General features: G+C 36.5%; 27 protein-coding genes. 16 read left to right on the plus strand and 11 right to left on the minus strand.

All coding sequences use genetic code 11. The features are described from left to right. Positions 1–17: 17 nt before the first annotated feature. Together mreBH and BLE01S_RS01825 are read right to left on the minus strand one after the other, a co-directional pair. A complete protein-coding gene (mreBH, locus tag BLE01S_RS01820; RefSeq protein ID WP_066136693.1) occupies positions 18–1,025 on the minus strand; it encodes a rod-share determining protein MreBH in 1,008 nt (335 codons plus the stop codon). A gap of 394 nt (positions 1,026–1,419) precedes the next feature. Then, positions 1,420–1,917 carry an acyl-CoA thioesterase gene (locus tag BLE01S_RS01825; RefSeq protein WP_066140758.1) on the minus strand — a complete coding sequence of 166 codons (498 nt, stop codon included), beginning with the start codon at positions 1,915–1,917 and terminating at the stop codon, positions 1,420–1,422. A gap of 223 nt (positions 1,918–2,140) precedes the next feature. On the opposite strand from BLE01S_RS01825, the gene BLE01S_RS01830 reads away from it, so the two are divergent. Continuing rightward, on the plus strand, positions 2,141–2,434 hold the full coding sequence (locus BLE01S_RS01830) for a hypothetical protein (RefSeq protein WP_066136696.1): 294 nt from the start codon (positions 2,141–2,143) through the stop codon (positions 2,432–2,434). A 434-nt stretch (positions 2,435–2,868) separates the two neighbouring features. Here the strand turns inward: BLE01S_RS01830 and BLE01S_RS01835 are convergent, their stop codons facing one another. Further along, complete coding sequence (locus BLE01S_RS01835) at positions 2,869–4,101, minus strand: aminopeptidase (protein ID WP_066136699.1); 1,233 nt, start codon at positions 4,099–4,101, stop codon at positions 2,869–2,871. Positions 4,102–4,218: 117 nt separating this feature from the next. After that, complete coding sequence (locus BLE01S_RS01840) at positions 4,219–4,668, minus strand: Rrf2 family transcriptional regulator (protein WP_066136702.1); 450 nt, start codon at positions 4,666–4,668, stop codon at positions 4,219–4,221. A gap of 256 nt (positions 4,669–4,924) precedes the next feature. Here BLE01S_RS01840 and hmpA point away from each other — a divergent pair, with 256 nt between their 5' ends. The 5 genes from hmpA (at position 4,925) to motB (ending at position 9,687) form a co-directional block, all read left to right on the plus strand. Continuing rightward, positions 4,925–6,142 (plus strand): NO-inducible flavohemoprotein, encoded by a 1,218-nt coding sequence (hmpA, locus tag BLE01S_RS01845; protein ID WP_066136705.1) that lies wholly within the window; start codon positions 4,925–4,927, stop codon positions 6,140–6,142. Positions 6,143–6,287: 145 nt separating this feature from the next. Further along, positions 6,288–7,154, plus strand: a complete 867-nt coding sequence (locus BLE01S_RS01850; RefSeq protein ID WP_082788549.1) for a transporter substrate-binding domain-containing protein — start codon at positions 6,288–6,290, stop codon at positions 7,152–7,154. A gap of 15 nt (positions 7,155–7,169) precedes the next feature. Further along, complete coding sequence (locus BLE01S_RS01855; protein ID WP_066136708.1) at positions 7,170–7,847, plus strand: amino acid ABC transporter permease; 678 nt, start codon at positions 7,170–7,172, stop codon at positions 7,845–7,847. A gap of 231 nt (positions 7,848–8,078) precedes the next feature. Then, positions 8,079–8,879 (plus strand): flagellar motor stator protein MotA, encoded by an 801-nt coding sequence (gene motA, locus BLE01S_RS01860; protein ID WP_066136711.1) that lies wholly within the window; start codon positions 8,079–8,081, stop codon positions 8,877–8,879. After that, positions 8,866–9,687, plus strand: a complete 822-nt coding sequence (gene motB / locus BLE01S_RS01865; RefSeq protein ID WP_066136714.1) for a flagellar motor protein MotB — start codon at positions 8,866–8,868, stop codon at positions 9,685–9,687. Before motA ends, motB begins: the two co-directional genes overlap by 14 nt. A 271-nt stretch (positions 9,688–9,958) precedes the next feature. Here the strand turns inward: motB and BLE01S_RS01870 are convergent, their stop codons facing one another. From BLE01S_RS01870 to BLE01S_RS01880, 3 genes are all read right to left on the minus strand, one after another. Then, on the minus strand, positions 9,959–11,143 hold the full coding sequence (locus BLE01S_RS01870) for an MFS transporter (RefSeq protein ID WP_066136717.1): 1,185 nt from the start codon (positions 11,141–11,143) through the stop codon (positions 9,959–9,961). Positions 11,144–11,149: 6 nt separating this feature from the next. Then, complete coding sequence (locus tag BLE01S_RS01875) at positions 11,150–11,575, minus strand: MarR family winged helix-turn-helix transcriptional regulator (protein ID WP_066136720.1); 426 nt, start codon at positions 11,573–11,575, stop codon at positions 11,150–11,152. 143 nt (positions 11,576–11,718) lie between these two features. Continuing rightward, a complete protein-coding gene (locus BLE01S_RS01880; protein ID WP_066136723.1) occupies positions 11,719–12,171 on the minus strand; it encodes a flavodoxin in 453 nt (150 codons plus the stop codon). A 159-nt stretch (positions 12,172–12,330) separates the two neighbouring features. On the opposite strand from BLE01S_RS01880, the gene BLE01S_RS01885 reads away from it, so the two are divergent. The 3 genes from BLE01S_RS01885 (at position 12,331) to BLE01S_RS01895 (ending at position 15,165) form a co-directional block, all read left to right on the plus strand. After that, entirely contained in the window at positions 12,331–12,843 is a 513-nt protein-coding gene (locus BLE01S_RS01885) for a type 1 glutamine amidotransferase domain-containing protein (protein ID WP_066136725.1), read from the plus strand. A gap of 154 nt (positions 12,844–12,997) precedes the next feature. Beyond that, positions 12,998–13,576, plus strand: a complete 579-nt coding sequence (locus BLE01S_RS01890) for a glycerol-3-phosphate acyltransferase (RefSeq protein ID WP_066136728.1) — start codon at positions 12,998–13,000, stop codon at positions 13,574–13,576. After that, positions 13,576–15,165, plus strand: a complete 1,590-nt coding sequence (locus tag BLE01S_RS01895) for an aminotransferase class V-fold PLP-dependent enzyme (RefSeq protein WP_066136731.1) — start codon at positions 13,576–13,578, stop codon at positions 15,163–15,165. Before BLE01S_RS01890 ends, BLE01S_RS01895 begins: the two co-directional genes overlap by 1 nt. Before the next feature lie 58 nt (positions 15,166–15,223). On the opposite strand, the gene BLE01S_RS01900 is transcribed toward BLE01S_RS01895, so the two are convergent. After that, a complete protein-coding gene (locus BLE01S_RS01900; RefSeq protein WP_066136734.1) occupies positions 15,224–16,396 on the minus strand; it encodes a pyridoxal phosphate-dependent aminotransferase in 1,173 nt (390 codons plus the stop codon). A 116-nt stretch (positions 16,397–16,512) separates the two neighbouring features. On the opposite strand from BLE01S_RS01900, the gene BLE01S_RS01905 reads away from it, so the two are divergent. Continuing rightward, the gene (locus BLE01S_RS01905) at positions 16,513–17,295 is read left to right on the plus strand and encodes a carbon-nitrogen family hydrolase (protein ID WP_066136737.1); all 783 of its coding nucleotides are present in this window, start codon (positions 16,513–16,515) and stop codon (positions 17,293–17,295) included. 352 nt (positions 17,296–17,647) lie between these two features. On the opposite strand, the gene BLE01S_RS01910 is transcribed toward BLE01S_RS01905, so the two are convergent. Then, positions 17,648–17,872, minus strand: a complete 225-nt coding sequence (locus BLE01S_RS01910; RefSeq protein ID WP_066136739.1) for a DUF1128 domain-containing protein — start codon at positions 17,870–17,872, stop codon at positions 17,648–17,650. Between the two features lie 170 nt (positions 17,873–18,042). On the opposite strand from BLE01S_RS01910, the gene BLE01S_RS01915 reads away from it, so the two are divergent. Next, on the plus strand, positions 18,043–18,903 hold the full coding sequence (locus BLE01S_RS01915) for a YihY/virulence factor BrkB family protein (protein ID WP_082788550.1): 861 nt from the start codon (positions 18,043–18,045) through the stop codon (positions 18,901–18,903). A 78-nt stretch (positions 18,904–18,981) separates the two neighbouring features. On the opposite strand, the gene BLE01S_RS01920 is transcribed toward BLE01S_RS01915, so the two are convergent. Continuing rightward, positions 18,982–20,904 carry a heavy metal translocating P-type ATPase gene (locus tag BLE01S_RS01920; protein WP_066136740.1) on the minus strand — a complete coding sequence of 641 codons (1,923 nt, stop codon included), beginning with the start codon at positions 20,902–20,904 and terminating at the stop codon, positions 18,982–18,984. A 156-nt stretch (positions 20,905–21,060) separates the two neighbouring features. Beyond that, the gene (locus tag BLE01S_RS01925) at positions 21,061–22,227 is read right to left on the minus strand and encodes an MFS transporter (RefSeq protein ID WP_066136741.1); all 1,167 of its coding nucleotides are present in this window, start codon (positions 22,225–22,227) and stop codon (positions 21,061–21,063) included. Between the two features lie 149 nt (positions 22,228–22,376). Between BLE01S_RS01925 and BLE01S_RS01930 the strand changes: the two genes are divergently transcribed. From BLE01S_RS01930 to BLE01S_RS01950, 5 genes are all read left to right on the plus strand, one after another. Next, complete coding sequence (locus BLE01S_RS01930; protein WP_066136743.1) at positions 22,377–22,760, plus strand: OsmC family protein; 384 nt, start codon at positions 22,377–22,379, stop codon at positions 22,758–22,760. Positions 22,761–22,788: 28 nt separating this feature from the next. After that, positions 22,789–23,841: a calcium/proton exchanger gene (gene cax / locus BLE01S_RS01935; RefSeq protein ID WP_082788657.1), complete on the plus strand. Its 1,053-nt coding sequence runs from the start codon at positions 22,789–22,791 to the stop codon at positions 23,839–23,841. An 82-nt stretch (positions 23,842–23,923) separates the two neighbouring features. Beyond that, the gene (locus tag BLE01S_RS01940; RefSeq protein WP_066136747.1) at positions 23,924–24,718 is read left to right on the plus strand and encodes a YfkD famly protein; all 795 of its coding nucleotides are present in this window, start codon (positions 23,924–23,926) and stop codon (positions 24,716–24,718) included. Positions 24,719–24,838: 120 nt separating this feature from the next. Further along, positions 24,839–25,636, plus strand: coding sequence for a delta-lactam-biosynthetic de-N-acetylase (gene pdaA, locus BLE01S_RS01945; RefSeq protein ID WP_066136748.1), 798 nt, complete (start codon positions 24,839–24,841; stop codon positions 25,634–25,636). 408 nt (positions 25,637–26,044) lie between these two features. Then, positions 26,045–26,917, plus strand: a complete 873-nt coding sequence (locus tag BLE01S_RS01950) for a DNA-3-methyladenine glycosylase family protein (protein WP_066136751.1) — start codon at positions 26,045–26,047, stop codon at positions 26,915–26,917. The last annotated feature ends 67 nt before the right edge of the window (positions 26,918–26,984 follow it).

The raw sequence follows: 26,984 nt of genomic DNA on the forward strand, positions 1-26,984 counted from the left end.
GTTGCCTCCACTTTTCTTTATTTAGCTGCTTTTTGTAACTTATTAATGAATTTGAGTGATCTGCCGGTGCCGATTGCGACGGATTCTAAAGGATTTGGTGCTATATGAACTGGCACGATGATTTCTTTACTTAGCCATTCTTGAATTCCGTTTAGGAGAGAACCACCGCCTGTTAGGACTACTCCACGATCGACGATATCACCGCTTAATTCGGCAGGAGAGTTTTCTAACGTAGCTCTAATTGCTTCTAATATATGAAGCAATGATTCTTTTAGTGCATTTTGTATTTCGATAGAGTTGAGTGTAACAGTTTGTGGCAGGCCAGTAACAAGATCCCGACCACGAACATCCATTGTTTTCTCAGGATGTTCGATTAAAGCGTGACCTATCTCAATTTTAATTTGTTCTGCGGTACGTTCACCTATAAGCAGATTATAGTGTTTTCTTACGTGATGAATAATATTTTCATCGAATAAATCACCGCCGACTCTTACAGTATTACAAGTAACAACCCCGCCATAGGATATAATAGCGACCTCTGTTGTACCACCACCAATATCAACAATTACATTCGCAACCGGCTCTTCCACAGGAAGGTCAGCTCCGATGGCCGCTGCTACAGGTTCCTCAATAAGGTGTACATTTTTTGCGCCACAAGATTTTACTGCATCATGAATAGCCCTACGTTCCACAGATGTTGCGCCTGAAGGAGTACATACAACAACATCTGGTTTGCGTACAGCAAAACCTAAAGTCTTTCCTGCCTTTTTCATGACCTCTTTAAGAAGTTGGCTTGTAATATCAAAGTCAGCAATAACGCCATCACGTAATGGGCGAACTGCAGTAATATTACCTGGTGTTTTCCCTACCATATTTTTAGCTTCTATGCCGACTGCAAGAACTCTCTTTGTATCATTATTTACAGCTACTACGGAAGGTTCATTAATAATAATACCTTTATTTTTCGTGTAGACAAGTATGTTTGCCGTACCTAAGTCAATACCTATTTCTGTATTAGAAAACATATTTTCACCATACCTTTGCATAATTTAATTTAAGATTATTTCGTTAGAAAAAGCATGAATTTTTATATTCAGAGGTTTCATATGTAACTTCAATATCCACTATGTACAAGTGGCGCCTGCGCTTTGCCATAATTATAGACAATTTTATATAAAAATGCTTGATACATAAAATGGAAAAAAGGAAATATTACAGTGTGGGATGCTGGATAATCAAGAGTAATATTGATAGGAGAGGATTTGCATAAAATTACCAATGTAATCATGTTATTAAAACTTAATCCTTCTGTAAAATATTGAATGATCATGTAATGGGGAATATTTGAAAAAGGCAGGAGAAAAGAAATAGGTAAAAATGAGGTCTCTATTAGAAAAACAGCCGTAGCGGAACGGCTGTTTAGTTGCCTTTTGCATTATCAGAGAAAAACGCTACAAGATCTTTGCTTTCTTGTTTGCGAACTTTACGGTGTGCGGCTCTTGTACTTGCTGTTTCGTTTAGCCAACGTTCTTCGGCAGTTTCTGGAATTACTTGAGGCACTGCTGTTGGTTTACCATTTTCGTCTAAAGCGACAAAGGTCAAAAACGATAATGCTGCTACAGCACGCTCACCCGTTAATAAATGTTCAGCCATTATTTTAACGAATACTTCCATTGAACTGCGGCCTGTCCAAGTAACCATCGCCTCAAGAGTTACAGCGTCACCAACTCGTATGGGCTTAATAAAGTCTACTGAATCAGTTGATGCAGTTACAACAAGGTTTCTAGCAAATTTAAGTGCGGCAATGGATGCAACATCATCGATATATGACATTAATTTACCACCGAATAAAGTACCAAGATGATTAGCATCTGGGGGAAATACATGACTTGTTTTTATTGTTACAGATTCTTTCATAAACTTTTTTTGTGGTTGTTCCAAGACTTTCACCTCTAATAATTTAACGTCCACATCATTATAGCATTTGTTATCATCACGTGCTCTAGTCAGGATTTACTTAGAACTTTTATGTTTAAAGAATGGAAGGAGTGGGTAAAGAGTTAGAAGGGTAAGTCAAGTTATTGTGGCACAACCGGATGTTGAGAAGCTTAACAAAATTCTCAAGGAGGGAAGATGCTATATGGATAGATTGACGAGTAGAATTAGGTGTAATTCTGATGGCTCTATTGTATTCAGACATTCGGATAATAGCTTGGTGATAAAGGGGCGATCCGATGCATTGCTTGACATGGAAAATAAATTTGTTTCAACAAAAACTTTGCAAAAGCATGTCCATTCACAACTTTTTTACGAAATTCCCGTGGTTCTTGAAGCGAAGGAAAAGGGGATTGTAACTGATTTAGATGAAGATATTAGTACATCTCAAAAAGCTATATTAAACCAGGGGTGGGAAACCGAAATCGAATATTATTAATAATAAAGTGATAAAAGTAGTTCACCTTTATTATGAAAAGAAAACCATGCTGATAAGAAGAAGCATAGAAAATATAAAAGATATATATAGAATAGGGAAGAGCCTGAAGAAAAAATGCTGGGCTCTAAGACTGTAGACAAACCGGAAAACGGCCGTTTATAGTCTTTTTATTTTCCGATTGGAAAGATTCTTTTTCTCGGATTTTATCGCTCATTTTCTAAAGGGCGAGCGAATGCTTCTCCTAACTGTGAAAAAGGGGGATCTTTCCCAACCACTTATTCACTTTTATAACGTAAGAAATAATTTGAAAAGGTAGTTGAAATGAGCTCATTTCAACCACCTTATTGACCTCAACTAGGAGCTTGGCAAAAGGTCAAGCTCATCTTATAAGGACACCTCAAAAAATTTCAATTCACGCTTTTATGATTGGCTGTTTAAAATGCCCAATCACCTTTGCGGAAAATCGGTTCTGCTTCTCCAGCTTCCGTTATTCCGTCAATATCCATTTCAGCGGAGCCAATCATGAAATCAACATGGGTAATGCTTGAGTTTAGACCATGTTCCGCTAATTCTTCTTGAGACATTTGTTTTCCACCTTCAAGACAAAAAGCATAGGCGCTACCAATGGCAAGGTGGTTGGATGCATTTTCATCAAATAAAGTGTTATAAAATAAGATGTTTGATTGTGAAATTGGTGAATTAAAAGGTACTAAAGCAACTTCACCTAGATAATGTGATCCTTCATCTGTTTCGACAAGCTGTTTTAAAATAGCTTCCCCTTCTTTCGCTTTCACATCAATGATCCGGCCATTTTCAAATGTAACTGTAAATTCATCAATAATATTACCGCCGTAACTTAATGGTTTTGTACTAGCAACAAATCCATTTACCCCATTTTTGTGAGGGACTGTAAAGACTTCCTCCGTTGGCATATTCGCCATAAACTCATGACCTTTTTCATTAACACTACCAGCTCCTGCCCATAGGTGTCCTTTAGGCAATTCAATTGTTAAATCTGTTCCAGGTGCAGTGTAATGAAGCTTTTTATAGCGCTTTTTATTTAAATATTCAACTTTTTGATAGAGCGTCTTGTCATGCGTTTTCCATACATCAATTGGATTATCTAGATCCGCCCTTGTGGCTTTAAAAATAGCATTCCAAAGTTTAGACAATTGTTCTTCAGGTGCTTCATTAGGAAACACTTTTGCTGCCCAATCTTGGGATGGAGCGGCAATAACAGTCCAACTTACCTTGTCAGATTGCATATACTGACGATATTTAGATAAAGATTTACCAGCTGCTTTTTGGAAATTAGCGATGCGATCTGGATTGACTCCTTTTAATAAGTCAGGACTAGAAGAGACGACGGACATGAATGCAGCACTGTTTTCGGCTAGTTCCTCTAATTCACGGGCTCGCCAAGCTGGGTATTCATGAAAAGCTTCGTCTGGAGCTAGATCATACTTTAATTTTGATACGACATCATCATTCCAATTAACAATTACATTTTTTGCTCCAGCTTCATAAGATTTTTTTACGATAAGTCTTATGAATTCGGCGTTATCAATGCCAGCATTGACGACTAGTGTCTGGCCGTTTTGAATGTTAACACCAACTTTAACGGCAAGTTCAGCATATTTGTCTAGATTTTTCTGGAAATTTTCCATTCAGCATTCTCCTTCGAGTTCAGAATCTTCTTATCCATTTTACCAATCTCAAAGAAGAATGCCAATAAAGCAGTAATTTGTTTTTTATGATTAATCCCGTAATTTAGTAAAAGTAATTTATTCGCGTGTTTCTATTCCTAATAAAACTCGATAATCATGGGGAGTAGCTACTAAATCAGCGAGGGTATATTCATCAAGAACAGATAAATAAGCTGTTAAAGCTCTGTGGAGAGCATGTTTTAAACTGCATACAGGTGAAATAACACATGTATGCGATCCTCCTTCTTCAAAGCAAGGAACAAGTTTAAAATCTTCTTCCGTTTTTCTGACAATCGCACCTATATTTATCTCTTCGGGAGGAATAGCTAGACGGATACCTCCACCTCTTCCTCTCAATGTTTCTATTGCTCCGATTTTACCAAGTTCATGAACTACTTTCGTCAAATGGTTTTTAGATATACTATATGCCTCGGCAATTTCAGTAATGGTTGACAGTTCACTAGGATCTTTAGCTGCTAGAAAAATCAAGGTGCGTAAAGAAAAATCTGTATAGTTAGTTAATCTCATAATAATCACCTGCTTGGATCTTATTATATCTTATTTATCAAGATGCTAATAAGAAATATGCATATGCAGAATGATATCGGGTAAATATATAATTCATTAAAGAAGAGTCGAAGTCATCATGTGTTTTTAATCATGAACATTCCAAGACGTTTTTGTGACAGCTTTTTTAAACATGTATTTAAAATATTGCTTTAGTAATTCAAGCGCGATAAAGTAAAGGTGTATTCAAAATACATCTTTAAAAGGAGATTGAACTATGGCACTCTCACAGAAAACAATCGACATTATTAAATCAACCGTACCGGTATTAGAAGTGCACGGAGTTACGATCACGTCAGTATTTTATAAAAAATTATTTGAAAATCATCCAGAGTTACTTAACATTTTTAATCATGTGAATCAATCACAAGGTAGACAACAAACAGCATTAGCCAATATGGTTTATACTGCGGCTGCGAATATTGATCGTTTAGAATCTCTATTGCCTGCTGTAAAGCAAGTAGCGAATAAACATCGCGGACTGGGGGTAAAACCAGAACATTATCCAATAGTAGGGCAGCATTTATTAGAGGCCATAAAGGAAGTACTTGGAGATGCTGCTACGGATGAAATAATTAATGCGTGGGCAGAGACTTATGGTGTAATCGCCCAAGTGTTTATAGATGTAGAAGAAGAAATGTATCAAGCGGCCAAAGATCAAGAAAACGGTTGGGACGGCTTCAAGAACTTTGAAATCATCAATAAACGACAAGAAAGTGATGTTATTACATCATTTTATTTGAAGCCAGTGGACGGGAAGAAAGTACCGGCTTATCAAGCTGGACAATATATTACAGTCCGGGTGCATATTCCAGGAGAGAAATATGCTTTAAATAGACAATATAGTCTATCCTGTGCATCGGGAAATGGATTTTTTAGAATTAGTGTTAAAAAAGAAGCTGAAAATCATCCGAATGGGAAAGTATCCACATACCTGCATGACCAACTACTAATAGGTGATAAAATCGAAGTTAGTGCACCTGCCGGAGATTTTGTACTAAATACAGAGGAATCTAACCCAATTGCATTGATTAGCGGTGGTGTCGGGCTTACCCCAATGATGAGCATGTTAGAAACATTAGAGCGTGCACAATCAACAAGAAAAATTACATTTATTCATTCAGCAAGAAATGAATCAGTACATGCCTTTGCAAGTGAAGCGGCAGAAATAGTAGGGGAACTTACGAATGGAGTTAGTTATTTTGGATACGAAAAGCCGGCAAATATAGATGGAAAACATCATTTCACTGGTTATATAAACAAAGAGTTTTTGGCTGATAAAATAAAAAAAGACACGGTGTGTTATGTATGCGGACCTGTACCGTTCTTAAAAAATGTCTTAGGCATGCTTTATAGCCTAGGTATCCCAGAAAATAATATTCGTTATGAATTTTTTGGCCCAGCTATTCAATTTGAGAAAGAAACAATCAGTTAAAAATCAACCATTATAGAAATAACCGTCTCTAACTATAAAAGGAGGCGGTTTTTATATTTTTGAATTATTGTACAATGCAATCCGTTTGCAATAATTACATTTGCCATGTATGGTTTTATAGGGAAATTAAGAAGGAGGAGTTGTTATGGTGAAAAAAAGTAATTCATATAGAGGTCTTATCGCATTCTTAGTGTTAATCGTCGGTTTGCTTGGGGCATGCGGAACAAAAAATGATGAAAATAGTAATAATAAAGATGGGAAACAATCGAAAACTGCTTGGGAAAAAATTGAGGAAAAAGGGGAAATAGTTGCGGGTACCTCAGGGACGCTATTTCCTACTTCTTACCATGAAAGTGGAACAGATGATTTAACTGGTTATGAAGTGGAAATTTTAAAAGAAATAGCGAGCCGCCTGAATCTTGAAATTAAGTTTTTAGAAATGGGAATTGATGGGATGCTAACATCGCTGAATAGCGGTAAAGTAGATGTAGTGGCTAATGATATTTCGATCACAGATGAGCGAAAGGAAAAATTCTCACTTTCTGAACCTTATAAATATTCATTTGGTAGTGCAGTCGTGCGTAAGGATGACTTATCGGGAATTAAAACTTTAAATGATTTAAAAGGTAAAAAAGCCGCTGGTGAATCTACAACGATATACATGCAGTTGGCTCGTGAATACGGTGCAAAAGAAGTGTCTTACGATAATGTAACGAATGAACAGTATTTAAGTGATGTTTCAATTGGAAGAACAGATATCATTCTAAATGATTATTATTTACAAAGTCTTGCTCTGACTGCATTTCCTGAATTGAATATTACGATCCATCCAGACATCCGTTATCGTCCTAGTGAACAAGGTATTGTTGTGAAAAAAGGTAATGATGATCTGCTTGGGAAAGTTAATGAAGTTTTAAAAGAAATGCATGAAGATGGAACAATTACAACTTTATCTAAACAATTTTATGGTGGTGCAGACGTTTCTGTAAAACAAGATCTAGATTTTGAGTAATGAGGAGAATGTAAGATGAAAGATATCCAATGGCAACATATTTTTGATCTCCCACTTGCCATTGAATCCTTTCCATATGTATTTCAAGGCATTTGGTATACTTTGCTTATCTCATTTGCGGGCATGGGAATCGGTCTAATACTTGCTTTCTTTATAGCCCTTGGACGAATGTCGAAATTTTCCATTCTGAGATGGCCAGCACGTCTTTACATATCATTTATGCGAGGAATACCAATGCTTGTTTTTTTGTTTTTACTATATTTTGGTCTTCCAAATGTGGGGATCGAATACGGTGCCCTCACTTGTGCATTAATTGGCTTCAGTCTACACAGTGCAGCATATATGGCAGAAATAATCCGTTCAGCACTCACTTCTGTAAATAAAGGGCAATGGGAGGCGGCTGGTGCTCTTGGATTAACATATTGGCAAACGATGAGGTTAATTATTTTACCCCAGGCAACGAGGATAGCAATACCGCCGCTGTCTAATGTATTACTCGATTTGATCAAAGCTTCATCATTAGCAGCGATGATAACCGTACCTGATTTATTTCATCGAGCAAAAATCGTCGGTGGTAGAGAATTTGATTTCATGACTATGTATATATTAGTCGCATTCATTTATTGGGGAATTTGTAGTATTGTCGCAGTATGGCAAGATAGATTAGAAACCAAATATCAATATACAGAATGAAGGGAGGCTTGAGGGTCTCTCTTTTGTTGTTGAATGGAGATAGAATGGCAACTTAAGTTAGTAAGCGTATGTTATTTCATCTATTTGCTTATTTCTTAATAAAAACAACTAATATTAGTGCGAAACAATGATAAATTTGTGAAATTTATTGAGTTGATAAAAAAGCATTGAAATTTGTTTGATTGTGTCGATATATTAAATAAGACATTTACAAAGTTTAGGGTGAAAAGAATGGATAAAACAACGTTAATTGGATTTATTTTAGGAGTAGTAGCAATAGGAGTAGGGATGGTACTAAAAGGTGTAGGTCTCATGGCCTTATTTAATCCTGCCGCGATATTGATCATTTTAGTTGGTACAGCAGCAAGTGTCGTTACGGCTTTTCCTACATCAGAGATTAAAAGGGTTCCAAAACTTTTCGGTATTATATTTAAAGATCGTAAAATGTTAAAGCCTAAAGATTTGATTTTTCACTTTTCAGATCTTGCACAATTAGCAAGAAAAGAGGGATTACTCGCTTTAGAAAGTAAAATTGATGAAATTGATGAGCCATTTATGAGACATGGTATTAGTTTGGCCGTTGATGGGCAAAGTGCGGATTACATTCGAGACGTGTTAAATGAAGAAATTGATGCAATGGAAGAGCGCCATGTAGTAGGGGCTTCCATTTTTTCACAAGCAGGTACGTATGCACCTACTTTAGGTGTTTTGGGAGCGGTTATTGGTTTAATTGCCGCATTGGGGAATATGGATAATACGGACGAATTAGGCAGAGCGATTTCAGCAGCCTTCGTTGCAACGATGTTGGGTATATTTACAGGCTATGTATGGTGGCATCCATTCGCAAATAAATTAAAACGCAAATCAAAAGAAGAAGTGCGTATAAAAGAAATGATGGTCGAGGGGATTTTGTCGATTCTAGAAGGGGAAGCACCGCGTGTAATTGAACAAAAGCTGGCATCGTACTTACCAACTTCGGAACGTAATGAATTAGCACAAGAAAGCGGTGAAGCCCAAGATGGCGAAGCGTAGGAAAAAGAAAGCAGACGAAGGTCACGTAGATGAGTCGTGGCTTCTCCCTTATGCTGATTTATTGACATTACTTTTAGCGCTTTTTATTGTGTTATTTGCTTCAAGTGCAGTAGATGCTCAAAAATTCCAGCAAATGTCTCAAGTATTTAATGGAATCTTCATGGGGGGGACAGGTCCGATTGAATATCAATCGCCTGTAGAGGATGAGGATCATAGTAAAGATCATCCTGAAAAATCGCAGACAGGAAGTAGCGGTACTGATGAAGTAGTAGAGCCTGAAGAAAACGTAACGGAAATAATAGATGAGTCTCATGAAATATTTGAATTACAGGATCAGCAAGAATTGGAAGCCGTACAGGCAAAGGTAAATGCCTACATTCAGAAAAATGACATGAATAATAAATTTGATACTGCATTAACTAGCGAAGGATTATTACTTACAATTAGAGATAATGTTTTATTTCAGTCTGGGCGTGCAGAGGTAAGAAAAGAAGATGAAAAGACGGCAAGAGAGTTGGCTGTGTTGTTGGAAATGGAACCTCCAAGAAATATTATTATTAGCGGTCATACAGACAATATTCCAATTCGTAATGCCGCATTCAATTCAAACTGGGAACTTAGTGTAATGAGGGCTGTTAACTTTATGAAAATCCTCTTAGAAGATGAAAAACTCGATCCGCGCTTATTCAGTGCCAAAGGTTTCGGAGAATTTGTTCCGATAGGAGATAATAACACAGATGAAGGCAGAGCGTTAAATCGGCGAGTAGAAGTATTGATTTTACCCCGAACACCGGCAGATGCAGAATAAATATATATAGCAGAAGAGGATGACCGAATATAATCTCATGGTCATCCTCTTAGTTATTTGAGAGAATTTCATTGTGCTAATAGATATAAAATATGAGGGTAGAGGTGAAAGGTGTTTTTGTAGAAGAAATGATAAAAAAACAACACCTTCAATTGTTAGAGTGTGTCTAACAATTGGGGTGCAGTTAAATACAATCCGTCTGTTTTTTGCAATTCAGTAGGAAGTAAGAGTGATGATAAAATCGCCTTATGTTTAAGGAGTTTCATATTTACTAATTTTCCGAAGGCTTGGAATGTTGGACGCGACCATGTAGTAAATAATATAATCCAAGACAAGCGAGGATGAAGAATCCTAAAATAAAGTAAAGTTTAGAATATCCCATACTTACAGCAATTGTCCCTAATATAAATGATCCAAAACCAATGCCAGTATCGAAAAATGTAAAATAAGTAGATGTTGCCATCCCTATACTATGTTGAGAGGCAGTACGAATGGCGATTGTTTGCAATGCAGAAGTAATTGTTCCAAAGCCAATGCCAATGACCGCACCAGATAACAGAAATACAAAGGTTCCTTGTGCTTGACTGAGTAGTAACACACCAATTCCGAATAATAGTATGGCAGGGTAGATAATCACATTCTCACCGTACTGATCAAACCATTTTCCAGTGAACGGTCTTGATGCTAGTAGAAATACTGCATATACGACGAAGAAATAGCTAGCCGCTGATATAAGATTTAATTCTGCCGCATACACAGAAACAAACGATAATATACTTGCATATCCAATGGCCAGTGTACCTGCTACGATAGAAATAGGAACTGCTTTTTTATAAATGAGTTGTTTAAAAGTAAACTGCATTTTCGGTTTGGTAATAGATTGAGCTTCTATTTGTTTCATAGAAATAAGGGAAAGGAAGAGAATGGATAATACACCAAAAATCGTACAAATAATAAATATCATTGTAAAGCTTATATATTGAACTAAAGTAAGGCCTATAAAGGGACCAAGGACCATTGCTAAGTTCATAAAAGTGGCATAATACCCCATGCCTTCTCCACGACGATTGTCAGGAATTAACTTTGCGACGAGTGTATTGGTTGCAGTGGTTGCCATCCCAAAGCCCAAACCGTGAATAAATCGAAAGATCAATAATGTAATGAGAGAGTTCGAGAAACAATATAAGACACTTGAGATTAGTATAAGTGTAAGTGAGATTGTAAGCATCTTTCTTTCACCTATATGTACGATCCATATGCCAGAAAATGGGCGAACAATGATAGCACCGATCAAAAATATGGTAACTACAAGCCCAATCTCAGCTGCACTTCCATTGAGTTGTTCCATCGTATAAATGGGTAATGTTACCATTAACAAATAAAAAGTTAAAAATAAAAAGAAATTTGACATGGATACGCCCATGAAATTTTTTGTCCATAATGGTTGTTTTTGCAATTATTATCACTCCTGAATATTCATGTTGCCTAAAATTTGTTGAAAGTGTGTATTTAAAGTTTTAATATCTGCGTCCGTGATTCCATTTAACGCAGTTTCTTCAAATTCAGAAACCGTTTTTTCCCATAATGGGTATGTTGAATGTGCTGCTTCTGTTAACTCAATTCGTTTCTCACGATTGTTTCTGCCGGTTGTTTTACTGACCCAACCTGCATTTACAAGCCTTGTGATAGTTCTCGTCATTGTTGGAGCTTCTACATTTAAATATTGACAAAGCTCCGCCTGTGTTGCAGGCCCCGATCGCTTTAAACAATAAATAATTGTCCATTGTGAGCTATATATACCAAGATCAGATAGCTTTTCATTTAGGTTTTTTGCAAAGATTCTAGACGTTTGGAATAATTGATGGAATAATTCCTGATGTTTCGTCATAATATTCCTCCTGATTAATAGTTACCTAGCTAACTATATAATATTTTAGTAAATATGTCTATAATGAAAAACTTAATTCGTCATTATTTCTTGGGAAATAACAAAAAAATGACAGCGAATGACTGTCATTTTTTGCGAGTGTTTCATTGGGCAACTAGTGTCTTTATAAAATGTTCGGCAAAATTATTGCAAGCTTCTATCCCATCGTCATCAGGTTGTAAATCAATGATCAAGCTATCAAGTGCAATATCTGCACCCAGTTCTTCAAGCTTATTGGCAAATAGGTGTATAGCGGATCCGTATGTCGAAGTGTAGTAAGAATCACCTGAACCGAAAGTAGCTGCTTTTATTCCCTTCAAGTTAAGAGCGTCCAATTCTTCATAAAAATCCATGAATTCATCAGGAATGACTCCACCATCCCATGTATATGTTCCAATCAATATCCCATCATAATGAAGAAGTTCCTCTGGTTCGACATCAAATGCATCTTTAATCGAAAGTTGCAACCGGTTATTTTTTATTACAGCTATAATTGCTTCAGCCATCATTTCTGTATTTCCTGTAGCACTTGTATATATTAAAAGGATTTTCCTCATGCTTATCACTCTTTCTTATCACTCTATCTATCATACCAAATTTAGCATGATAATATCACGAATCTGATCATGACAAACTTGTGAAAACTATGTTTTATCATTTGTTGAGAGGGAAGATAGATGAAGAAGAGACTATAAGAATAGGGGATGAGGTTAATAATGGGTAAGAAGATAGCAACATTGATTACTGATATGTTCGAGGACTCGGAATATACTGATCCAGCTTCAGCGTTTAAAGAAGAGGGACACACAGTTGTTACTATTGAAAAAGAAGCAGGTAAAACAGTCACTGGTAAACAGGGAAAAGCAAAGGTTAAGATTGATGAAGGGATTGATACAGTCAACCCTGATGATTTTGATGCTTTATTTCTTCCAGGGGGCTTTTCACCTGATCAACTAAGGGCTGACGAAAGATTTGTTACATTTACGAAAGCATTTATGGATGAGAAAAAACCTGTTTTCGCTATCTGTCATGGTCCGCAGTTATTAATTACTGCTAAGTCTTTGGAAGGTAGAAAAGCAACAGGGTATAAATCTATTAAAGTGGACATGGAATATGCAGGCGTAGATTATAAAGATGAAGAAGTTGTTGTTTGCTCCAATCAATTGGTGACAAGTCGAACACCAGATGATTTGCCAGCATTTATTAGAGAATCAATAAAACTTCTTTGATCATTTTATTGTTAAACAATGGCTCCCGACAATGGAGAGCCATTGTTTTTTGTTTACTTCTCAATATAAAAGGTCTCTCTTTTTTTTTATATAACAAATGTGACCAAATTATGTTAAAATTATGTACAAATAAGCGTTGTATTAAGGGAGTATTATGAAGGAGATAATTTTACTAATAGGAGCTTATATAATCGGAAATATGTTAACGGGACACGTACTCGCTAAATTTTTTTATCAAAAAGAAATTTATCATGAAGGAAGCGGAAATGCGGGAGCACGTAATGCAGGTAGATTATTCGGTAAATCTGCATTTGTTATTACCTTTTTTGGCGACGCCGGGAAAGGAGCAATAACCTTATTATTGGCTAGATGGCTTGGATTTACTTTAGAATGGCAATTATTTATTTTATTAGCAGTAATTATCGGTCATATATTTCCAGTCGTACTTCACTTTCATGGTGGTAAAGGGATGTCTACTTATATTGGTGGAATGCTTGCTTTTCATCCGATCTTATTTTCTGTATTTACCGGTGTTTTTTTAATTATTTATCTTGTTTTTAAAAGTGTTACGTTAGCAGGGATGGCTGCTCTATTTATTTTACCAGTTATAATGATACTATTTTCTTTCGAGTGGCCAGCAATTATTGTTTCTAGTATCATTTCTGCACTTGTCATTTTTGCGCATCGACGCAATATTACCGAAAAAATTTTCATCGAAAGGAAAATCAGCTGATGAGTTTCATCTATAAGATTGCTAATCAACCAGCGGAATTTGACCAAATTAAACAGTTAAATTACCGGACGTTTGTAGAGGAAATTCCTCAACATGAAAAAAATGATTCACATACACTAGTAGATAAGTTTCATGATGAAAATACATATATTGTTTGTTTGAAAGAGGGGCAGGTTATTGGCATGATTTGCGTGCGCAGTAATCGACCATTTTCTCTTGATGGAAAAATTGGTGAAATCGAGCAGCATCTACCTGTTCATGTAGACCATCCATGTGAGATAAGATTGCTAGCAGTTGACCAAAAATATCGAAATGGGCGAGTATTTCTAGGGATAGCGCAAGCGTTGATTCGTTTCTGTTTGAAGTTGGGCTATGATGCCGCTGTTATTTCTGGGACAACGAGAGAACAAAAACTATATGGGCAAATGGGTTTTCAAGGTTTTGCTTTCCTAACAGGAGATGAAGATGCAGCTTTTCAACCAATGTATTTAACGAAAGCTACTTTTGATGCAGGAATAGCGGGAAGGATTTTAAAAGAGCAAAATAATTTTCTGCCTGGACCCGCAACAATCCCAGCTGAAGTGCAACAAGCGCTTGCTACTACTCCATATTCCCATAGGTCTAAGGAATTTGATAATTTACTTCTGGATGTACAAATGAAATTAAAAAAGCTAGTTAACGCTAATTTTGTCCAATTATTACATGGGACTGGTACATTAGCAAATGATGTTGTGACTGGACAATTAAGCTTATTGGGTGGGAAAGGATTAATACTTGTAAATGGAGAATTTGGAAGGCGATTAGTCAATCATGCTGTACGATTTGGATTGCAATTTGATAGACTGGAAGCAGAATGGGGAATGGCATTTACAGAAGATGAAATACAATGGCAAGTAGAAAAAGAAGATTATCGCTGGATTTGGGCGGTGCATTGTGAAACATCTACAGGAATTTTAAATGACTTAGAGATATTAAAAAAGATTAGCAAACAGTGTGGGAGCAAACTAGCTATAGATTGTATTAGTTCCATTGGCACACTTCCAATCGATTTAGATGGCGTTGCATTTGCATCAGGAGTGAGTGGTAAAGCATTAGCGAGTTATACAGGTCTTTCCTTCGTTTTTCATGAGGAGGCTGTCAAACAAACGAATAGCTTGCCGCGCTATCTTGATCTTGGTATATATGCTGAGTCAGGAGGAATTCCATATACCCAATCTTCCAACCTGGTAGGAGCATTAGCAGCAGCATTGAAGAGATACGATCAGTCGGAAATAGTATACGACCAAATGAGAGATCGCTTTTTAGTTATCAGAAAAGGTTTGGAAGAAATAGGATTTTCTGTTTTAGCAAATGAAGGCGTTACTGCACCAACAATTTTAACGATTTCTCCACCAGAAGGAGAATGTGCAAAGCAACTAGGAGATAATTTGTATTTAAATGGCTTTAGCGTGCATTATGAAAGTTCTTATTTGCAAGAAAAAAATTGGCTGCAAATTTCTTGTATTAATGAAGTGAAAGAAAAAGAAATAGATAGATTGCTTCGCGTGATGAAAGGTTTAAGAGATTCGAATAGACAGATAATTGTATAATAAACTTTAGTGAGAGGCAATTCAAGCTTGAGATTGCCTCTCTTCTTTTATTTTCATTTTAAAAAATATCAAGTTTAGCTATTCTGTGTGCAGCTTCGCGGAGACGTTCTTCTGTAGTTAGAAGACCAACTCTAATATAGCCTTCTCCATGTTTACCGAAACCAATTCCTGGAGCCACAGCAATATGAGCTTGCTCAAGTAATAAATCTGCAAATGATTCTGAGGTATACCCCGTAGGAACTTTTAGCCATGCAAAGAAAGATCCTGGGGGTGACTGGACTTCCCAGCCAATATCATGCAAGCTTGAAATAAGTACATTTCGCCTTTTTTCATAAGTAGCATTTAATTGATTGGTGGATTCTTGTGAGCTAGACAAGGCTTCAATTGCTGCATCTTGTACCGCCCCAAACAGGCTTACGTATAAATGGTCTTGTATGAGATTGATAGCTTCGATGACGGAAGGATTTCCAACAGCAAAAGCGATCCGCCAGCCTGCCATATTATAAGTTTTTGACATTGTGTATATTTCCACACCAATATTCTTTGCGCCGGGTGTTTGTAAAAAACTAATTGGCTTTTTATTGTCAAAACCTATTGCACTGTAGGCGAAATCATGAACAACACAAATATCATTTTGGGATGCAAAATCAACTGTTTTTTTGAAAAAGTCTAAGTTCGCTATCGCACCAGTTGGATTATTAGGATAATTTAGAATTAATAGCTTTGCTTTCTTGATAATATCCATAGGAATTTCTTCGTATTGAGGGAGAAACTTATTATTAGCAGTGAGCGGTATCATTTCCATATGAGCTTTTGCTAATGCGGCTCCTGACCAATAATCTGGATAACCCGGGTCGGGAACAAGCATTGTATCACCAGGATTCAAAAGGCATTGTGGCAATTCGCCAAGCCCAGCTTTACCGCCAAATAAAATCGCAACTTCTGTTTTGGGATCCAGATGCACACCATATTCTCGCTGATAAAATTCTGTTACAGCTTGTTTTAACTCAGGCTTGCCGCGAAATGGAGGATAGCCATGATTGCTGTGTTGTTCAGCTGCCGATCTTAGGCGTTTTACAATATGGATAGGCGTAGGTAGGTCAGGGTTACCTTGCCCGAGATTGATCACATCATGGCCATCAGCAATAGCTTGATTGACTTTTTGTACAAGTGAAGCAAAAAATTGGGTAGGTAATTGTTTTAATATATTTGAAGTTTCGAACCTTTTCATAATAGCACCTCTGGTTATTATAATAAGACTATTAGCTTTTCATATATAGTTGTAAATGTTATAACGAAATATAATATTTGTAAAGTATCGAAAATTTAAAATAGAGGAGTGGTATGATGGAATGGAAAGTTGGCTGTATTCAAATGGATATTGCTTATGGAGATCCAGTACAAAATTTTAAGATAGCAGAACAATGGTTTAAAAAAGCTGCAAAGGAAAAATGTACAGTCGTCGTACTACCTGAACTATGGACAACTGGGTATGATTTAACACGTCTTGATGAAATAGCTCATGAAGAAGGAGAAAATGTCATACATTTTTTACAAGCACAAGCAAAGAAACATAGCTTTCATATCGTCGGGGGCTCGGTAGCTAAAAAAACGAATGAAGGTGTAAACAATACGATGTATATCATCGATAAAGAGGGAAAGTTGATCCATGAATATAGTAAGCTCCATTTATTCCAGCTAATGGATGAACATTTATATTTACAAGCTGGTGAGGATGAAACGATGTTTACAATAGAAGGGGAAGAGGCAGCAAGTTTTATTTGTTATGATATTAGGTTCCCAGAATGGTTACGTAAACCAGTCCTAAAAGGCGCTAAAGTTTTATTCGTAGTAGCAGAGTGGCCGGAAGCGAGGGTTGACCATTGGCGAATTCTATTAAAGGCACGCGCCATTGAAAATCAAAGCTATGTGATTGCTTGCAATCGAGTAGGAAAAGATACAAATAATACATTTGCTGGCCATTCCATGATCATTGATCCATGGGGAGCTGTTATATCAGAGGGAGGTATTGGAGAAGAACTTGTAATTGGTAACATTAGCCCTGATAAAATAGGAGAAATCCGCAGCCGAATCCCAATCTTCGACGACCGCCGCCCGAAATATTATTAAGAATAAGAAAGGTGGAAGCGACCGTTTAACGACGTACAAACTGCGCCCACAACGTGTGGGTGCGTCGATGCTACTACAGGAAGTGGCGGTTTTAGTCGAGGAACCTTTGTATTTACGAGATAAAGGAAACACGTTGAGCCTGAAAGGCGAAGCGATGCTGACTTATTGTAGGAAGCATCCTGAAGTTTGCTAGTCGTTGGGAGCTGTAGCTAGACAATAAGGAACAATGGCTAAGTGCGCCACGTCGTTTGGCAACGCCATTATGAGTAATTTAAAAAAGGTAGTTGGAAAAAGCTCTTCCAACTACCTTTATCTTCAAATTAACTTAGAAAACTTAATGAATTCCCCTAGATTAATCCTTTCTAAGCTGTCCAAGTTCTTCTGCTAGTGCTTGCATTTCACTGGGACTGAAGCTGTTTTTTTTCTTTACTAGTTCATAGATATCAAGGAGATCCTCATATTTATTTTCATCTAGGCTGTCAGATTTTACTGCTCCTATATTTACCATTTTCATTTTTGTAACAATGTGGTTAACCATATATTCAATATTTTCTGGCGTGTTTTTAGTTAAATCCATTTATCTCATCCCCTTGGAAGTAATCATATCTTCCATAATTTCATTATTCAGGTAGATTGTCAAATGCTATTTTAAAATGTTAAAAGATATAAGCAATATGTTTTACAAAAGAATTAAGAGGTAAAAGATATAGATAGTACAAAGGAGTTTTATAAATATGAGGTGGTTATATGGGGAAGAGTCGATTAATTTTTAGAAAAAATAAAAATAAGATGATTAATTTTATTAAGCCGCTTATAAAAAAGATAATGGATAATGATGTAACAGGAATGGCTGCACAGCTAGCGTACTTTTTTCTTTTATCTATATTCCCATTACTTATTTTTATAGTGACATTATTACCGTACACACCATTAGCGCAAGAAGATGTATTTAATGTCATTAAAGACTATGCACCTCAAGAAACAATGACGATGATACAGAAAACATTAACAGAGGTGTTAGAGAGCCGGAATGGAGGTTTATTATCCATTGGGGTTATTGGTACATTATGGTCTGCTTCTAATGGAATGAATGCCCTTATGAAATCTATTAATAGAGCCTACGATGTGGAAGAAAAGCGGTCATTTATTGTCGCTCGAGGATTAGCAATTTTGTTAACACTCGCTATGATATTTGTATTTATTTTAGCATTATTGTTGCCAGTATTCGGAAAGCAACTTGGTATTTTTATATTTTCAAACTTTGGTCAATCAGAAATGTTCTTGAGTATATGGGGGATCATGCGTTGGGTGCTTAGTCCCTTAATTTTATTCATCGTTTTTCTAGGCATATATTATCTAGCTCCAAGTATGAAAATAAAATGCATGACTGCCGTTCCAGGTGCCATTTTTGCAAGTGTCGGCTGGATTATCGTTTCACTCGGTTTCTCTTATTATGTTACCAACTTTGGAAACTATACTTCCACATATGGAAGTATAGGGGGAATCATTATTCTCATGCTATGGTTTTATATTTCAGCTATTATTATAATGGTTGGAGGAGAAATAAACTCACTTATGGGCGAAAGAAAAGGAAATTGTGAATTATAACGTGAAAAGCTAGATGAAATAAGAGGTTGAAATCATAAAAAGCACTTGGCTCCGTTCAATGACGGAGCAAGTGCTTTTTTACGAACGTAATAATCTTAATCCATTCAAAATAACTAGAATTGTACTGCCTTCATGTCCAATTACACCAATAGGGAGATCAATTAGTGCAAAAAAATTGGATGCAATTAAAGCTAATATGACAATGATAGAGAAAAAGATGTTCTGTTTAATGATCCGATTCATCTTTTTTGAGAGGAGAATTACCTGTTCGATCCTTGCTAGTTCATTTTTCATTAAAATGACATCAGCAGTTTCGAGGGCAATATCTGAGCCTTGACCCATAGCGATGCCTATATCAGCTGTGGCAAGTGCTGGTGCATCATTTATTCCATCTCCCACCATCCCAATCACGCCGTATTTTTCTTTAAGCTTTTTAAGGTGGTTTACTTTCGTTTCGGGTAAGCAATCGGAGATGTAATTACCAAGATTGATTTCATTAGCAATAACATTTGCCGTGTTTTCACTGTCACCAGTTAACATAATCGTTTTTACCCCGATAGCATTAAGATTCGTGAGAGCTTTTTTTGCTTCAGGTCGAATAATATCTTTTAATGCAATCATTGCTGCTACCCCGTACTGATCCTTAGCGAAAACAAGGGTCTTTCCCTCTTGTTCCAGTCTTTTCCCAAATTTTTCGGCGAATGTAGCTGCATCTCTTTTCCCGACGAAATCGGCTTTTCCAACAAGCCATTCTTCACCAGCGATGACTGATCTTATTCCCCATCCGGCAACATCTTCTACACTTTCAGGGGGGGATAATTTGGATTCATGCTTGTTTGTCACATATCGAACAATTGCTTGAGCTAAGGGATGATTCGATTCATTTTCAATAGAAGCAACCGCCAGTTCTATTTGCGTACTGTCTCCATTTGTTCTCAAAATAAAATCTGTTACTTCTGGTCGTCCCTTCGTTAATGTTCCTGTTTTATCAAATGCAATAGCCTTCACATTACCTACATTTTCCAAATGTGCGCCACCTTTAAATAATATGCCGTGCCTAGCACCATTTGAGATTGCGGATAAGGAAGCAGGCATAATTGAAGCAACTAATGCACACGGAGATGCAACTACAAGTAATATCATTGCTCTATAAAATGTATCTGTCCAAGACCAACCGAGTACAAAGTGAGGAAGGAACATCATGAGTAAAACGATAAGCAAAACTAATTTAACATAAGTTCCTTCAAATTTTTCAATGAAAAGTTGGGAAGGTGATTTTTCACTTTGTGCATTTTGCACGAGTTCAATAATCTTTTGGAATAGAGTTTCATTGCTTTTCTTTGTGACTTCTGCAGTGAAAGAACCAGTTATATTTACAGTACCTGTAAATATGTCATCACCAATACTCTTAAATGCCGGTAACGATTCACCTGTAATAGTGGCTTCATCTACTGTTGTTTGTCCTTTGATTATTTTTCCATCCGCAGGGATACGTTCTCCTGCTTTCACTAGCACGTGATCACCAACAGAGAGTTCTGTAATAGCAACAAGTTCCTCTTTTCCATTTGTTATCTTTAAAGCATTTTCTGGCTGGATATCCATAAGGGTAGATATCTCTTTATGGCTTTTATTCATCGTATATGTCTCAAGGGCACCACTTAATGAAAATATAAATATTAATATAGCGCCTTCCACCCAATAGCCTATTGTTGCAGAGCCAACCGCTGCAATAATCATTAGCATTTCAACATTAAGTTCCTTGTCCTTGATTGTTTCCGCTATGCCTTCCCTCGCTTTAGCAAAACCGCCAATGAGAAAAGCGAGCAGGAGTAAAATAATGGAGAGAGAATCACTACTGGCTTTACTGGCAAACCATCCAGATAGAATGAGTATACCGCTTATTATGGCAGCAACTAATTCAAGATGAGGTAATAATTTTAATAATATTGGAGGTATAGAATGTGACGTATTCGAAATAATAATCGTTTTACCTTGAGGCATTGCTAATCCCTCCTTCGAGTAATTGAGAAAAATAATCATATTCAATACCCTTATTAAATGACGAAAGCTGTCGCCTGAAAAGAGGCGACAGCAATGCTGAATTGAATAATAACTATATTAATTATTATATCGTAATTATTATAAAATGTGAATTAATTAATTTGATAAGACTTGTTTTTGTTTAAATAAGATTAACGCAAAGAAAATTCCTAAGAGTATGATTGAAATAACATAGAAAAAACTGTGACCACTGGTAAATTGTAGTGTAATCCCTCCCAATAAAGGTCCCATCATACTACCTATGCTAAATAATATCCCACACATAATATTGCCTGCGGGGAGTAGATGTTTAGGCAATAGATCGGTCATATAGCTGATTCCAAGGGAAAAAGAAGAACCAACTGCCATTCCAGCTATGAAGAAACAAAGGAATATAGCTACATTAGAGTTTCCAACGAATCCTGCCACTGTAAAGCTAATAAATCCAACAAGCATCGTCCACACAAGAATATTGTGGCGACCATACTTATCACTTAACATACCTAGTGGTAATTGAAATACAATTCCTCCGATTGCAAATGCTGGTAAAAGTATAGAGACGGATTCAATTGTAATTCCCATCCGTAAAGCATAGATAGGGAAATTTCCGTTTAATGACGCTTCTAGATATCCATAACCAAAAGGGGGAAGAAAAGCGACCCATGCATATTTAAATACTTGGCCAAAGCGCTGAAAAGTCCCTAATATAGTGGCATTTCCCATTCCACTCTCAGGATATTCATTTTTCACAAAAAATACAGCTATCCAGGCGACAATTGCAATGGTTGCTGAAATTTGAAAAGGCAAGGATTCATTTATTTCTACAAGTCTTGTCATAAAAGGACCGGCAGCAAAACCGAGTCCAAAAAACAATCCGTATAAAGAAATATTTCTACCTCTTTTTTCCGGCGGAGAAAAAGAAGTAATCCATGTTTGGGAAGCGAAGTGAAGCATATGATCGCCAATGCCAATAAAAAAACGAAGGGCAAACCAAAACCAAAATGATTGCCAAAATGGAAAAAGAAATAAGGAAATAGCTACAGTGAACCCACCAATTAATATCATTGGCTTGTAGCCGATTTTTCTAAGTGGTGTCTCCATAATAGGAGAGGCGAGTAATATTCCAATATATAAAGCAATAGCATTCAATCCATTTAGAGAGGAAGGTAATCCAGCCTTTTCAAAAATTACTGCAACTAGAGGGAGCAGCATACCTTGTGAAAAACCGGAAATGGCTACGATTCCAATTAAAATCCAAAATTGTATTTTCTGTTGTTTGTTCATCATCAATTCTCCCGAGTAGTAATTAGTTTATCTTTTTCAGCCTAATAGCAAAAGGCGCGAATATCAAGATGAATATGGAAGATTAAAAATAAAAATTAAGGGAAAAGTTGATATAATCATCGAAAATAAGAATAAAGGGAGAGATGAAAGTGGAATTTAACATGAAGGATGGCGGTTTTTACGGGGATTTTTCCTATGGAAGACTTGATATTTCTGGGGATGAAAAATATGGAATTAAGCCATACCAATTACTTGTTTCATCGGTAGCGGTATGTAGCGGCGGTGTATTACGGAAAATATTAGAGAAAATGAGAATGGAAGTGCAAGATATTCAGATTAAAGCTGATGCGATCAGGAATATAGAAAAAGCTAATCGTATTGAATCAATAAAAATTCATTTTGATATAAAAGGAAAACAACTTAATGAAGCGAAAATTGTGAGAGCAATGAATCTTACGAGAAAGAATTGCTCAATGGTACAATCCGTCCTTGGCTCAATTGAAGTAACAGAAACATTTAAGATTATCGAATAGACGCTGTTTGACTTGGAGGATAAATATGATGAATAAAATATTTTTAATCATGGTTGCTATTGGATTTCCATTATCTGTGATTGGTTCGCTACTACATTTTCCAAGCGTAGTAATGTTTGGTGTTTATTGTCTGACAATCATTGCGATCGCAAGCATTATGGGCAGGGCTACCGAGAGTTTAACAATTGTTGCTGGTCCCCGTATTGGCGGATTATTAAATGCTACATTTGGAAATGCTGTCGAGTTGATTATTTCTATTTTTGCCTTAAAGGCAGGTCTAATAGGAGTAGTGCTTGCCTCCCTGACTGGTTCTGTAATTGGAAACCTTTTGCTCGTAGGTGGATTGTCTTTTTTCATTGGGGGAATGAAATATAAGCGGCAGTTATTCAATGTTTTTGATGCTAGACATAATTCAGGTTTACTCATGTTTGCGGTAATTGTCGCATTTGTGATTCCCGAAGTTTTTTCCCAAGGGATGAATCCAGAAAAAACAATTAATTTAAGTGTCGGAATTTCTATTATCATGATTGTTCTGTATTTAGCTGCCTTATTTTTTAAACTTGTTACACACCGTGGTGTATACCAGGCGCAAGAATCGGAGGAAAAAATAGAGGAAGTCCCAGAATGGAGCAAAGTGAAGGCGACTATTATTTTAGCGCTCTCAACCCTTGCTGTTGCTTATACTTCTGAACGCCTTGTTCACACGTTTGAAGCAGTAGGTGAAAAATTTGGTTGGAGTGAATTATTTATTGGGGTAATCATTGTAGCAATTGTTGGTAATGCAGCTGAGCATGCTTCGGCTATCTTAATGGCCTTTAAAAATAAAATGGATGTTGCAGTTGAGATAGCAGTTGGATCGACCCTACAGATTGCGATGTTCGTGGCGCCGATACTTGTTATAGCTTCTTTATTTTTCCCAGCCTCCATGCCACTTATATTTACATTACCTGAAATTGTCGCTATGGTTACGGCTGTACTTTTATCCATCGTAATCGCTAACGATGGAGAATCAAACTGGTTTGAAGGTGCAACATTACTCGCTGCATACTTTATTATGGCAATTGGTTTTTATTTGTTGTGATAGGGATAATCAAACTAGTTTAGGAAAATCATAAGGGGTAATGGACGGTTTATCCGTTGTTTGATGAAAGGAGTTTACCCTTATGAAATGGCATACACATGTTATTCACTTATGTATCATATTATTTTTTGTGATTGGTTACGGATCAACCTCATCAGCTGAAAGTAAATCAACTAGCTTAAAGTTGCCAGGTTCAGTAATCAATATAGAAAAAGAAAATACCATGCCACAAGCGGAAGAGAATCTATCCTATTTACAACCGAGTGATTTTACAAAAGAATTGCTTGAAACATCCAAAGTGAAAATTGATAATCCAAACCTTATTAAGATCCTAAACGAATCTGCTATTAATAAATCACCGTTTTCATTAGGAATGAGAGCTACGATTTATTTAGGGGAATGGCCGTTGAGCTATAAATCAAATGGAACTGAACCTAATTGGCAATACCAGAAAATCAATACTAACTTTTACGATAATAGGCAAGGAACAGCAAATTATCAAATCAATTACGTACAGGAAGCGCAGAAGTCCATTAAAGGTGGACTTACTGCTAAAGTGCCACAAGTAGAAGACGTACAGAAAATGATATTATTAAGTGCAATGGAAAAAACGAATTTGCCACTCACGTTTGAAACAGTGATAGGACGAGGAACAAAACATCATCAAGTTTACAATATAGGCCAAGGGCAGTTAGGATATTTATATACCTATGCACCAGCTATCCATGAAAAGGGAAAAGTTACTTATGGTGAAGTGTATTTAGTTATCAAAGGAACGAAACGAAAAATTGACGTTAAAAATGTTACGTCTCAATCGATTGGTGCTTGGATTCCACTACAAGGGCATTTGAACTTTGGATTTCAGGGATCAAGCTAAATAGAGACCAAGTAGAAATGGTATTGTATCATTTTTACTTGGTCCCTTTTTTTGTTACGTATGATTTAGCTACAATAGAAAAATCTAATAGGAAAAGAGTGAAAGGAGGAATAGGATTAGATGAAAAGTTGGCAAATGATTGTTCCAATTGTGCTCGTGATTTTCATTTATGCTGCAAGCGCACACGCAATATCAAATCAACCAATTCATTGGGGATTCAAAAAAGCAAAAAATGAACAGCAAGCAGACGCAGGAAGTGAGTACGATCAATTGCTCGATAAATATGGTGGGTTTTATAAAGGAAATTCAGATGAAAAAATAGTATATTTAACATTTGATAATGGATATGAAAATGGTTACACAGGGAAAATTCTTGATATTTTGAAGAAAGAAAAGGTCCCAGCAACGTTTTTTGTTACTGGTCATTATTTGAAAAGTGCTTCAGATTTAACAAAGCGAATGGCTGATGAAGGACATATTATTGGAAACCATTCGTGGAGCCATCCTGATATGACCCAAATTAGTGAGGACAAGATAAGATTAGAACTCGCTAAGGTGAAGAAGGAAACAGAAAAATTAACTGGTCAAACAGATATGAAGTATCTACGGCCTCCACGGGGAATTTTAAGTGAAAAATCAATGAAAATTGCCGAAGAAGAGGGCTATGTTCATGTTCTCTGGTCACTCGCTTTTAAGGATTGGCTTACTAATGAACAAAAGGGTTGGAGGTATTCTTATGACAACATCATGGCACAAGTCCACCCAGGATCTGTTATGTTGCTACACACCGTATCGAAAGACAATGCAGACGCCTTAGAACGAGTCATAAAGGATTTGAAGAAAAGAGGATACGTATTTAAAAGCCTTGATGAATATATGTTCAAAGAGAAGTTGAAAAATCCGCTCTTGTCGAATTGAAAAGGAATGAAGTATTTATAAGAAAAAGGTGAGGACAATTCAAAAAATCGCAGTAGTTGATTTTTTGGATGTCCTTCCTTTTTTGTTTTTTAGCTTATGTCTGCTATGATTTGGCTGCAGGCGTCCCCTTCTTACCTGTAGTTAAGTGGCCTTCTCCAATATTATTAAGTAAATGCCTACAATTAACGTGAGAGTGGATCGGCGTTGATTCAAGCTTCAATCAACTAGGCTTTCTCTTTTCAGTTATATTGCTCCGTTCTTGCATAGTCAATAAGAAGCTCTTTCCGCTCTATGACCCTTAGATGGATGGTGAAGAACGGGAAGTTTTCTTTTATTTGAGATAAAATCAGGAAAGGTAGTATAGACATATATATACTTTTTAAAATGATAAAGTAGGGGTGGAAATTTATGTGGGAGGAAATGGTGAAGGTTGATGGTCCTTATCATTTTGATCTAGCCTTGAGCAGGCTTTCGATGGACCCGCTTCATATTGTAGATCGCGAGGAAAGGACAGTGAAGGTACCTATTTACGGAACGACTCCGGAAGTTGCAACAGTAAAGGCAATCGGCACAACGGAGGAACCAGCGTTTCTTGTAACTGGTTTTGATGCACTAACAAAAGAAAGCGTATTAGAAAAAATCAGCTTTATTTTTCAATGGAATGTTTCCCTGAAAAATATCCATGAACATTTTAAGCAAACTACTTTAAAAAATCTTTTCAATATTCACCGTGGAACACCGGTTATACTTGATTTCTCCTTATATTCAAATTTGGTGAAATCTATAATCCATCAGCAAATCAATATGACATTTGCTATTTCACTTACAGAGCAGTTCGTGAAAACATTCGGTTTTCAGTTAGAAGGAGTCCCGTTTTATCCTACTCCTAGAAAGGTTGCCGAATTGGAGATGGAGCAATTAAGGCAGCTAAAGTTTAGCCAACGAAAAGCGGAATATATTATTGACTTATCGAAGCAACTCGTCAAAGGCCAGTTAAATCTAGAAAAAATAATACTTCTTCCAGACGAGGATATCATAAAGGAATTAGTGAAGATACGAGGAATTGGTCCATGGACTGCACAGAACTTTTTGTTGTTCGGTTTAGGGAGACCGAATCTTTTTCCAAGTGCGGATATAGGTATTCAAAAAGCAATTAAGATGTTGTTTCAATTGGAAAGAAAACCAACGATAGAAGAAATACATAAATATAGTACAGAATGGCAACCATACTTAAGTTATGCATCACTTTATTTATGGAGGAGTATTGAGCCTTTGGATTAGAAAGAGAGAGAACTATTCTAGAAAAAATTAGTCGCTAGATATATTTATTTTATTCAGAAAATACATT

It is taken from the genome of Lederbergia lenta NBRC 16444 (assembly GCF_001591545.1).
Lineage (GTDB): Bacteria > Bacillota > Bacilli > Bacillales > Bacillaceae_C > Lederbergia > Lederbergia lenta.

What these genes read in the sequence shown, in the direction of transcription:
- mreBH (WP_066136693.1), bottom strand. Translation starts at nt 1,025, where the DNA reads ATGTTTTCTAATACAGAAATAGGTATTGACTTAGGTACGGCAAACATA.
- BLE01S_RS01825 (WP_066140758.1), bottom strand. Translation starts at nt 1,917, where the DNA reads ATGAAAGAATCTGTAACAATAAAAACAAGTCATGTATTTCCCCCAGAT.
- BLE01S_RS01830 (WP_066136696.1), top strand. Translation starts at nt 2,141, where the DNA reads ATGGATAGATTGACGAGTAGAATTAGGTGTAATTCTGATGGCTCTATT.
- BLE01S_RS01835 (WP_066136699.1), bottom strand. Translation starts at nt 4,101, where the DNA reads ATGGAAAATTTCCAGAAAAATCTAGACAAATATGCTGAACTTGCCGTT.
- BLE01S_RS01840 (WP_066136702.1), bottom strand. Translation starts at nt 4,668, where the DNA reads ATGAGATTAACTAACTATACAGATTTTTCTTTACGCACCTTGATTTTT.
- hmpA (WP_066136705.1), top strand. Translation starts at nt 4,925, where the DNA reads ATGGCACTCTCACAGAAAACAATCGACATTATTAAATCAACCGTACCG.
- BLE01S_RS01850 (WP_082788549.1), top strand. Translation starts at nt 6,288, where the DNA reads ATGGTGAAAAAAAGTAATTCATATAGAGGTCTTATCGCATTCTTAGTG.
- BLE01S_RS01855 (WP_066136708.1), top strand. Translation starts at nt 7,170, where the DNA reads ATGAAAGATATCCAATGGCAACATATTTTTGATCTCCCACTTGCCATT.
- motA (WP_066136711.1), top strand. Translation starts at nt 8,079, where the DNA reads ATGGATAAAACAACGTTAATTGGATTTATTTTAGGAGTAGTAGCAATA.
- motB (WP_066136714.1), top strand. Translation starts at nt 8,866, where the DNA reads ATGGCGAAGCGTAGGAAAAAGAAAGCAGACGAAGGTCACGTAGATGAG.
- BLE01S_RS01875 (WP_066136720.1), bottom strand. Translation starts at nt 11,575, where the DNA reads ATGACGAAACATCAGGAATTATTCCATCAATTATTCCAAACGTCTAGA.
- BLE01S_RS01880 (WP_066136723.1), bottom strand. Translation starts at nt 12,171, where the DNA reads ATGAGGAAAATCCTTTTAATATATACAAGTGCTACAGGAAATACAGAA.
- BLE01S_RS01885 (WP_066136725.1), top strand. Translation starts at nt 12,331, where the DNA reads ATGGGTAAGAAGATAGCAACATTGATTACTGATATGTTCGAGGACTCG.
- BLE01S_RS01890 (WP_066136728.1), top strand. Translation starts at nt 12,998, where the DNA reads ATGAAGGAGATAATTTTACTAATAGGAGCTTATATAATCGGAAATATG.
- BLE01S_RS01895 (WP_066136731.1), top strand. Translation starts at nt 13,576, where the DNA reads ATGAGTTTCATCTATAAGATTGCTAATCAACCAGCGGAATTTGACCAA.
- BLE01S_RS01900 (WP_066136734.1), bottom strand. Translation starts at nt 16,396, where the DNA reads ATGAAAAGGTTCGAAACTTCAAATATATTAAAACAATTACCTACCCAA.
- BLE01S_RS01905 (WP_066136737.1), top strand. Translation starts at nt 16,513, where the DNA reads ATGGAATGGAAAGTTGGCTGTATTCAAATGGATATTGCTTATGGAGAT.
- BLE01S_RS01910 (WP_066136739.1), bottom strand. Translation starts at nt 17,872, where the DNA reads ATGGATTTAACTAAAAACACGCCAGAAAATATTGAATATATGGTTAAC.
- BLE01S_RS01915 (WP_082788550.1), top strand. Translation starts at nt 18,043, where the DNA reads ATGGGGAAGAGTCGATTAATTTTTAGAAAAAATAAAAATAAGATGATT.
- BLE01S_RS01920 (WP_066136740.1), bottom strand. Translation starts at nt 20,904, where the DNA reads ATGCCTCAAGGTAAAACGATTATTATTTCGAATACGTCACATTCTATA.
- BLE01S_RS01925 (WP_066136741.1), bottom strand. Translation starts at nt 22,227, where the DNA reads ATGAACAAACAACAGAAAATACAATTTTGGATTTTAATTGGAATCGTA.
- cax (WP_082788657.1), top strand. Translation starts at nt 22,789, where the DNA reads ATGAATAAAATATTTTTAATCATGGTTGCTATTGGATTTCCATTATCT.
- BLE01S_RS01940 (WP_066136747.1), top strand. Translation starts at nt 23,924, where the DNA reads ATGAAATGGCATACACATGTTATTCACTTATGTATCATATTATTTTTT.
- pdaA (WP_066136748.1), top strand. Translation starts at nt 24,839, where the DNA reads ATGAAAAGTTGGCAAATGATTGTTCCAATTGTGCTCGTGATTTTCATT.
- BLE01S_RS01950 (WP_066136751.1), top strand. Translation starts at nt 26,045, where the DNA reads ATGTGGGAGGAAATGGTGAAGGTTGATGGTCCTTATCATTTTGATCTA.